At 61.4% G+C, this 8,281-nt stretch carries 5 protein-coding genes and 2 pseudogenes; 2 read left to right on the top strand and 5 right to left on the bottom strand.

Translation table 11 applies throughout. From position 1 onward, the window contains the following. Positions 1-589: 589 nt before the first annotated feature. Together CXY71_RS00830 and CXY71_RS00825 are read left to right on the top strand one after the other, a co-directional pair. On the top strand, positions 590-1,915 hold the full coding sequence (locus tag CXY71_RS00830; protein WP_104133839.1) for an MFS transporter: 1,326 nt from the start codon (positions 590-592) through the stop codon (positions 1,913-1,915). A gap of 163 nt (positions 1,916-2,078) precedes the next feature. Next, entirely contained in the window at positions 2,079-2,663 is a 585-nt protein-coding gene (locus CXY71_RS00825; protein WP_104133838.1) for a recombinase family protein, read from the top strand. 552 nt (positions 2,664-3,215) lie between these two features. Here CXY71_RS00825 and CXY71_RS00820 read toward each other — a convergent pair. From CXY71_RS00820 to CXY71_RS21625, 5 genes and pseudogenes are all read right to left on the bottom strand, one after another. Beyond that, on the bottom strand, positions 3,216-3,908 hold the full coding sequence (locus CXY71_RS00820; RefSeq protein ID WP_104133837.1) for a hypothetical protein: 693 nt from the start codon (positions 3,906-3,908) through the stop codon (positions 3,216-3,218). Between the two features lie 303 nt (positions 3,909-4,211). Next, positions 4,212-4,758 (bottom strand): annotated as a pseudogene (locus CXY71_RS00815) (recombinase family protein). 353 nt (positions 4,759-5,111) lie between these two features. Then, on the bottom strand, positions 5,112-6,146 hold the full coding sequence (locus tag CXY71_RS00810) for a hypothetical protein (protein WP_104133836.1): 1,035 nt from the start codon (positions 6,144-6,146) through the stop codon (positions 5,112-5,114). Between the two features lie 508 nt (positions 6,147-6,654). After that, a complete protein-coding gene (locus tag CXY71_RS00805) occupies positions 6,655-7,896 on the bottom strand; it encodes an exonuclease domain-containing protein (protein ID WP_104133835.1) in 1,242 nt (413 codons plus the stop codon). 103 nt (positions 7,897-7,999) lie between these two features. Beyond that, a pseudogene (locus CXY71_RS21625) lies at positions 8,000-8,191 on the bottom strand (MFS transporter); the annotation flags it as partial. Between the last annotated feature and the right edge of the window lie 90 nt (positions 8,192-8,281).

The raw sequence follows: 8,281 nt of genomic DNA, 5'->3' as shown, positions 1-8,281 counted from the left end.
GCTGCGGTCATGCTGATCTCGACTTTCAGTGATCCCTCATTTTAAGAGGGCCCACTGTCCGAGATATCCGCGGCAGGTCAGTCGATGCAACGCTTGCTCGTTGGGTTCGCGAGCGGTTTGCGTAGAGTGGGCAGATGAGACCTAAGCACGGGTTGTTCAGCTGGATGGTTACGCGGGCGCTTTTCAGCGTCGGTAGTTTCGCTGTCATGACCGGAATTATTCAGTTGGTGCTGACGACCTCGTGGGCCTACGTTTGGCTCCTGTTGGTAGGCCTCGCCCTCGTAGCTCTATCTACGCGTGGCCCTTGGGATAGTGAGGAAAGCGGCCGCAATCGGTCCGTCCTGGGTTTCCGAGCTCGCCCATAGCGCGCGGATTTCGGACCGTGGAGACGGTCACGAGAAATGCCCACGAGCCGAACGCTCAACGGGATTCTGCTCGGGCCGACAGGTCGGTGAGACCGCGGGGCACGCGACTCCGCCTCGGTACTATGTGACTTACCAAGACCGGTAAGACGTGAGCTGCATGCACGGTTGAGAGGGGAATGGGGATCGGCCTCTGCCACGGCGGCCTTCTAGCCTCGGGCTAAACCATGAAGCTGCGCCGCAACTCCGCATTCGTACGATTCTGGCTTGCATCAACCGTGTCCGATTTCGGCACCTACATCACAACCGTTGCACTGTCGGTTCTGGTCTTGAACTCCCTAAATGGCACCGCGTTGGACCAAGGACTCGTCAACGCTGCACGCTGGGCACCCTATCTATTGTTCGGACTATTCGCCGGAATCTGGGTGGACCGGTTCCGGCGGCGCACCGTCCTCATCACTGGCGACTTTGGACGCGGAGTGGTCTTGTCCGCGATGTGTGTGCTTGCGGCACTCGGATTTCTCGGCGTACCTGGTGTGATGATTCTGATGTTCATTTTTGGAACACTGGCGTTGATGAGCGACGCCGCCTACCAGTCATTCCTGCCGCAATTCGTTTCCCGGCCGCTCCTGACCCGGGCAAACGCCCGCCTCCAGCAAAGCGACACTGTCGCTCAAACCACCGGTAGCGCGATAGCCGGCGGTCTCGTCGCTCTGGTGACGGCACCGTTCGCGCTTCTCCTCGGCGCGGTAACCCATTTCGTCTCAGGGGCGGTCCTGCTCTCCTTGACGCACGTGGCTACCAACAAGCCGCCCGTCCGCACAGACGGCTCCATGCGGCGCAAAATTAGTGAGGGGTTGCGCTGGGTTTACGGACACCCGCGGCTCGGACCGTTGGCTTGGTCCAGCCATGCGTGGTTCATCGGGTCCGCCATGATGGGTGCAGTGCTCCCGGCACTCGTTTTGAACGACCTCAAGCTCGGCGCCCTGGGACTGGGTCTAGTTCTCAGCGGAGCCGGAATCGGCTCGGTCATAGGAACTCTCCTTTCGCTGCGCATCGGGGAGCGGTGGGAAACAGGCAAAGCAATCGTCATCGCCCGTCTGGTCCAGCCCGCAGCGCTGGCTCTGATCGCCCTTTCACCACTAATTGCGGTTGCCTTGGCTAGCGAGCCTCTGGATAATAATGCGGCTGGTCTTCCTGGTAATTGGTCACTGCCGCTCTGGGCCGCGTTCGCAGTGGCAGCGGGAGGCCAGTTCCTGTTCTGGCTATCTATGGGCGTCGAGGGCCCCTTGGAAATGGGGTACCAGCAGGCAGTGACGCCGGACAGACTGATTGCTCGGATGAGTGCCACCAAGCGTTCGATGAACCGCGGCATGATCGTCCTCGGGGCGCCCTTCGGTGGTGCACTGGCCATTCTGACGAGCTCATCCATCGCACTCTGGGTTGCTGCCGGAGTCATGTTGCTCTCGGCCCTCGTTCTGCTGTTCTCCAAGTTTCGAAGCGCAAACGTAGAAAGTGATCAGCTCACCGACGAAGAAGCGCTTACACAATAAGCGATTCTCCGGATGCTGGCTCCCCGCAAGCCGGACGACCACCGGGACACCCGAACGCTCAGGGAGCGCCGAAGACGTTCCGCATAGTTCCGGGGGCGCGCGATTCCCGTATGCCCCGCCCGAGAAAATGCCCGGTGAAGGGGGGTAAACGGTACACTCCAGCATGACCGGGATGCTTATCGGCTATGCACGCGTATCCACCAACGACCAAGACCTCAGCGCCCAAAAGAACGGCCTCGCCGCCCTCGGGGTTTCACTCCAAAAGACGTTCACCGATCAAGGCCTCACCGGTACGAATCGGGCCCGGCCAGGTCTTCGCGAAGCGTTAGCCGCATGCCGAGCCGGCGACACCCTCGTCGTGACCAAGCTCGACCGACTGGCGCGCTCGCTTCGCGATGCCAAAGATATCGTCGACGACCTCACTCTTCGTGAGGTGAAGCTCAGCATCGGCGGCTCCGTTCACGACCCCACCGACCCAATTGGCAGGCTCCTCTTCAATGTGCTCGCGATGGTCGCTGAGTTCGAGGCCGACCTGATCCGTGCACGCACCCGCGAAGGGATGCAAGTCGCCAAAGCGGCTGGACGGCTGCGCGGCAAGCAGCCCAAACTGTCCCCGGCGCAGGAGAAGTACCTGGTCGAGGTCCACCAGCGGGGCGAGCACACCACCGCGCAGATCGCAGAACTCTTCAGCGTCGCCAGGTCCATGGTCTGCCGGGCAATCCAACGAGCCGGGGACACCGCCGCCTGAACGTGCGTCGTGCAGAGGTTGGGGGTAAACGGGCGTTTGTGCAGAGAAGTACGGAAAAGCCAGTGTTTACATTCGCCTGCACAACCCCGAAAACACAATGGCCGTTGTGCAGACGACTTCGGAAAATGACAGGCTTGTCCGGTGCGTGCGGGTTGCGAATGTTAACGCTGTGAACTTTGCCGGTCGGTTGCGGCGTTCTGTGATCGCTTGGCGCTAGTGCTGCTGTTCGTTAGTTCGTCGGGGGTCTTCTTTTGGCCCCGCGTGGAGGCTGTTGGCAATGTTGAAGGCGTCTTCGGGGGCTTGTGTAGTGGTGCGGTCTGGGAAGTAGGCGTCGTCGTGGCTGGCGCGGTATGGAGCGAGCGTCAGCGCGTGTGATTCGGACGTTGGTTCTCTCACCGCGGTGAACCAAGCGGTTTGCACCGCTGCCTTCTTGAGCGCGCCCGAGCAGGCCCCGGGATCTTGGCGTCCTGTACGAAGGGTGAGGTCCAGGACCGTACGGCACTGTGCGCGCTCGCACGGGCCCGGACCTCAGCCTTGGCCGGACGCTTGCAGCTAGTGCAGCACTCCGCAGGCGACCGGGTCGGTTACCTCGGCGGGGAGGGTGGGGTCAAGCTCGCTCGCACCCTCGGGATCGCTGAGGTTGTACGTTCCGTTGCCGTCGTAGTCGTTTCCGTGGATCACGACGACGCCTTCACCGTCGCGGATGGCCTCGGCGATGTCCGCAGCGGTGCCGTCGCCTCCTTGGTAGCCGGTTCCGGCCACGTCCGTGAAGCCGATGTTGGTCCGGAGATACTTATAGGTGCCGTTCTCCGAGACGGGGAACCGGGTAACGTCCAGGGCACTGGCCGGTGTGGTGTCTCCGCTGGTGGTCAGGGACACCACAATGGGGCCGTAGGCCGGAGTGCCCTCGACGGTGTTCAGCCGCCCGTCACCGTTGCTGTCGTTCATCTCCAGCGTGGGGCACTCGTTCATGGCATCCTCTCCGAAGTGGATGTGCTGGGCGTGCGGAGCATCGGGGGACAAACCCCGCGCGCGGATTCCGATCGCCCTGATCATCTCGCCGCGAACGACGGCGATGGCCTTGCCCGACGCTCCCGAGTCATTAAGCTCCGTAAGGTGGGCGGTCAGCACCGCGTTACCGCGCACCGATGTCGGGACATGCGCTGATGCCGAGGTGGCGCCCATCGACACGGCGATTAGCGCGGCTGCACTCGCTCCGAGTACCAGTTTGATGTTCTTCTTCACGTTTCACTCCTATGTGTCCTCGCCCATCGGGACGATCCCGACGATTCATGCGACAGCGTTGATACGTAGCCCTCAGCCAAATGCATTGGCCTTACTCGCACGCACGCACGCACGCCTGCGGCGAAGAGTATCCGCAAATCTAGTTTCCTGACAGTGGTGGTTGCCGACTTTTTCCGCTGCTTGCGCATACCCTCTGCCGCTCCTCGGCGCACAGGGTCTTGCCCCACCCTGCTCCGTGTCGACCCGCGGTATCTCTGTGTGACGTCGCTATTTATCCGGACTTCGTCACTCGAATGCTCAGCGTTATCTCAGGGCGCGCGAGGTCGCTCGGAACATTCCGAGATCGCGCGCGACTTGCGCTGCTGTCTCTCCACCTTCTATGAGGCGGCGGGCATTGCGGATTCGGCTGTCAGTGATGAGCCGCGGCCTCCCACCGAGATCCTTGCCGGCGTTGCGGCGCTTCGTGATGGAGTCGATCACACGTTCTCGTTTGATTTCGTGTTCCATCTGTCCGAGTGCCGCCATGATCGTGAACAGCATGGACCCCACTGGTGTCGCTGTGTCGACGTCGCCGCCGCCCAGGTTGAGTACGCGGAGGCCAGATCCGCGGCCGTAGAGTTCCTCGACGAACGCGAGCATGTTCTGTGTCGATCGGCCCAGCCGGTCCAGGGTCGTGATAACGAGGATGTAGCCGTTTTGGAGTGCGTCGAGCGCACGGTCGAACTGGGGCAGTGACGCTCGAACACCGGAGATGCCGTAGTCGACGTAAAGGTCGTCACGCCGGACGCCGGACGCCAGCGGCGAGGATGTCGATCTGTTGCCGGTCGGTGGACTGCTGTCACGTGGACACTCATGCATAGCCGATCAGTTTCGTCATTTCTCTTCCCAGGGTGTCTCATAATCAATGGCGAGTGTCACAGTTCAAGCATGCGGTTATGCGACGTAGTTATGAGAATCGGCGCATCGCAAGATTCCGGCGATTCTGAGGAAGCTCAGGTCGCGGCGGTGAGACGTCTTATATCGCTAGGGTTGCGAGACTTCGAGCATGTTGCAGATAAGGCCACGCCCTTGCGAGCATTTTCACCGGGCGGGCTATACGGGCGTCGGGACAATGGCTACCTCGTGGAATCGTGACCAGCAACAAATTGGCACGGAGACCAAGCATGTTGCTCTGTTTGAATTTGGCGCAAGCAAGTCCTCGATCTACCGCGAGTGGCCGGACGTCGGGTAGTTGGGCAGGACTGCGAGCACATCCGGCGGCGACCCTGCGTCGTAGGTTGCGCGGCCGCCCACCTGTTTGACCACATAGTCGAACCCAACACGGTCCAGCGTCGTCGTGCCGAGGATCCCCTTCGTCGGGAGTCCACGAATGTACTCGTGGAAATGGGGTCGCTCCCCATCGAGTTCCTTAATATACTGGGTGATCAACCGGGCCGCAGCAGACGCTCCAGGGTGGATCAGCGGGGCTAAACGGGCGTGAAGCATCTCAACTGCGGCGAATGCGTCCTTGCCGAGTTCGAATAGGTCAATGTCATCGTCCATGTCGCGGACCTGTTGGCGGACAGTGGCGTTGCTGCGGCTGGCCGCGAAAGCATCCTTCTTCAGATACGCGTGGACCTCCGACTCCCGATCCGCTTCAGATCCTTTGGCAAGTCGTGCTGTCATCTGCAGGGACAGCAGGTCACGCACTCCGTGCTGGAACGCGTTGCGCATTGAGTAAATGAGGCGGTACCCGAAATTGCGGTCGTAGGTTTCCGAGAAAGCCGATGCCACTCGGTCTTTTAGCTCCCCATCGCCGATTCGGTTGACCTGCGCTGTGACGTGCGCGTGGTACAACTTCAACGCCGTACTGAAATTGAGGATTCGATGCTCGATAAGCTGGCCCATCCATTCGTTTGGCCAGGTCTGCTCGCGGAGCTGCCGCAGCAACTCGTCGCGTGCATTCTGAAGGTCACCCCACGCGAACGACGGAAACGCATCCAGACCCCGAGTCAGCCTGTAAACGTTGGCATGAGCCGCAACTACTGCCTCCCACTCCGCGATGCTCAGCTCGCGGACCTCAATCCACGTGACCTCGCCCGGCTTAGGATTCGCATACTGGTAGAGCGCCCGCACGATTTCCACCTGAGGCTTACCCGCATCGTTAGTCGGTACCGCGGCGCGCTGGTGAGCGGGCATGTCAGCGATTACCTCCGCAAGCTCAGCCGTGGCGGTGGCGATGTCAGCTTCGTCGGTCATGTGCCCATGGTGGCACTGGTTCGTGGGCATAGCCCAACGAGGTCGTCACGTGCACGCTGGGCGATCCCTCGCACGGCGTATCGGTAGACCAAGCAGCGGAGGTCGAGCAGTAGATCTGGACTACGGTAATTTCTTGCAAATCCCCCGGCCCAAATTGACCAGGCTGTGGGGGATCTCCAGGCGGAAGTGTCTCGTAACCTTCATGTCTTGAATCTCATCGGTTATGCGACATTGAAACGGTGCCTGGGGGGCGGGAGCCAGTGACCGTGATGGTCACTGCGCATGACTTGCGGCTGGTGCTCGTGGAACACGACGTCGGTGCACGCTCCCAGCTTTCGAGATCGAAAGCGAGTGCCCCGTCATAAGGGTGGTGCCTGCCTCGCTCGCGCCCGCCATCGGCGTCCAACAACAAGGAGAACTTGCAGCACGCAATCAGCGATGCCGACCAGAGCAACGGGATGAGCAGGTACCGCACGGCGAAGTTATGCGGATGTCGCACCCGGCCTGGTCAGCGCACTCCGATGACAGACCGTAGGCCGAATTCGGAGACGATTGGAATGCCGTAGTCGCGGGCCTTTACGGTTTTGCCGGTGACAGATGCCGGGTCGGCGGCAACTAGCAGGCGCGTGCGCAGGGTGACCGCCGTTCCCACGGAGAGTCCTCGCGCGACCAGTTCACGTCCCCAGTCAGAGCGGGCGCGGGCCATGTCACCGGTCAGCACGACCATGTCGCCCTCTTCCAGTAGTACCGTCTCGATTGTCGCGATCGGCGGGCGCGCCGCCGACGTCGATGGTGCTGCGAGTGCGGCGGCGACGCCCTCCGGGGCGACGTCGAGCATGCGGGCGACCGCGATCAGATCGGCGGAATCTGCGATGCGTAGGGCATCGTTCGACCCGGCCACGCGCACGAGGTCCTCAAAATACCGGCGATGCAGTGCCGTACAGTCCGTGGCACTGATGCCGCTGAATTCAGCCACAACCCGAAGTTCACGCGTTTCCTGAGGCGACAGCACGGGATTGAGCAGGCACAGATCGAGCAGGGCGAGATAGTCGAGGTGCTCCTCGGGGCCGGTATAGTCGGGAAGCTTCAGGGCCGCCCGAGCCAGAAAGCTCGGTGTCGGCACCACATCGTCCGTCGTCATCGGGTCTCGCTGTACCCACTGTGCTTGGTTGGTGTCGGCGATTCTTGGCCAGGTGAACAGTTCGGCGCGGTCGAGGGCATCGATCCACGGTGCAGCACTGGACGAGCCGTGCACGTAGGCCGCCAGCAGGCTGGCGCACGCCACAGCCTGCACCAGGGCGCCGGGGCCGGACTCGATCTCAATGTCGAAGGCGGCGCAGCAATCGCTGAGCAGCCGGCCGGCACCCGGCAGGTACTTGCGGGCCAGGTGCATGGTGCAGACCGCTTCGAGTCCGCGCCCGGGGGCATAGCTGATTCGCTCGAATTCGCTCATCAGAAATCCGGTGACGAACTGGGCGTTGTGGGTCACCAACACCCGGCCGCGTACCAAGTTGACCAGGTGCGGTGCGATCTGTTCAAACGTCGGCGCGCGCAGTAGCTCAGCCGTGCTAACGCCGTGGTTGGTCACGTTACCCGCATTACTTCCGGGGTTGACGACGGTCTCCCAGCGCGCAGTAATGTGACCACCTTCGTCGAGGTGCACGACGGCGACCTCGACGATCCGGTCCCGTTGGTACGGGAACAGTCCAGTGGTTTTCAAACAAATAACGGCGTATCCACGTTCGGGCATGGTCACACTCCACAATCTTTATTGTGTGAAGTTATCTGCAAACGGACGCGATGCGAATTCCCATTCGGGGGGTTGAGGATATCGCCCGATACCGCTTAAATTTCTAGTTGCCGGCGGCTGCCTTCTTGGCCGAGTTCTTCGGTGGCAGCAGGGTGTCGGCTTCTTTAAGCGACATGCCGTTCGTCTCGGGTGCCTTACGCAGCACTAACTAGAAAGAGAGTCCGGCGAACACTGCGTAGTGGCCGTACGTGATCGGCAGGGACGCGTCCGCCATCAGCGGAACACTGACCGTTATACCTGGCGACCTGAACCGTCCCGGGTTTCATACCGCCGTTTTGTTGGCGGCTTCGATATTTATCGGGCCGTTTGTTTCAGCGTAGTAGTT

The sequence above is a fragment of the Cryobacterium sp. Y62 genome, assembly GCF_002929785.1.
In the GTDB taxonomy this organism is placed as follows: domain Bacteria; phylum Actinomycetota; class Actinomycetes; order Actinomycetales; family Microbacteriaceae; genus Cryobacterium.
Note: the sequence above shows the minus strand (reverse complement) of the source record. Positions and strands in the feature narration are given on the sequence as shown.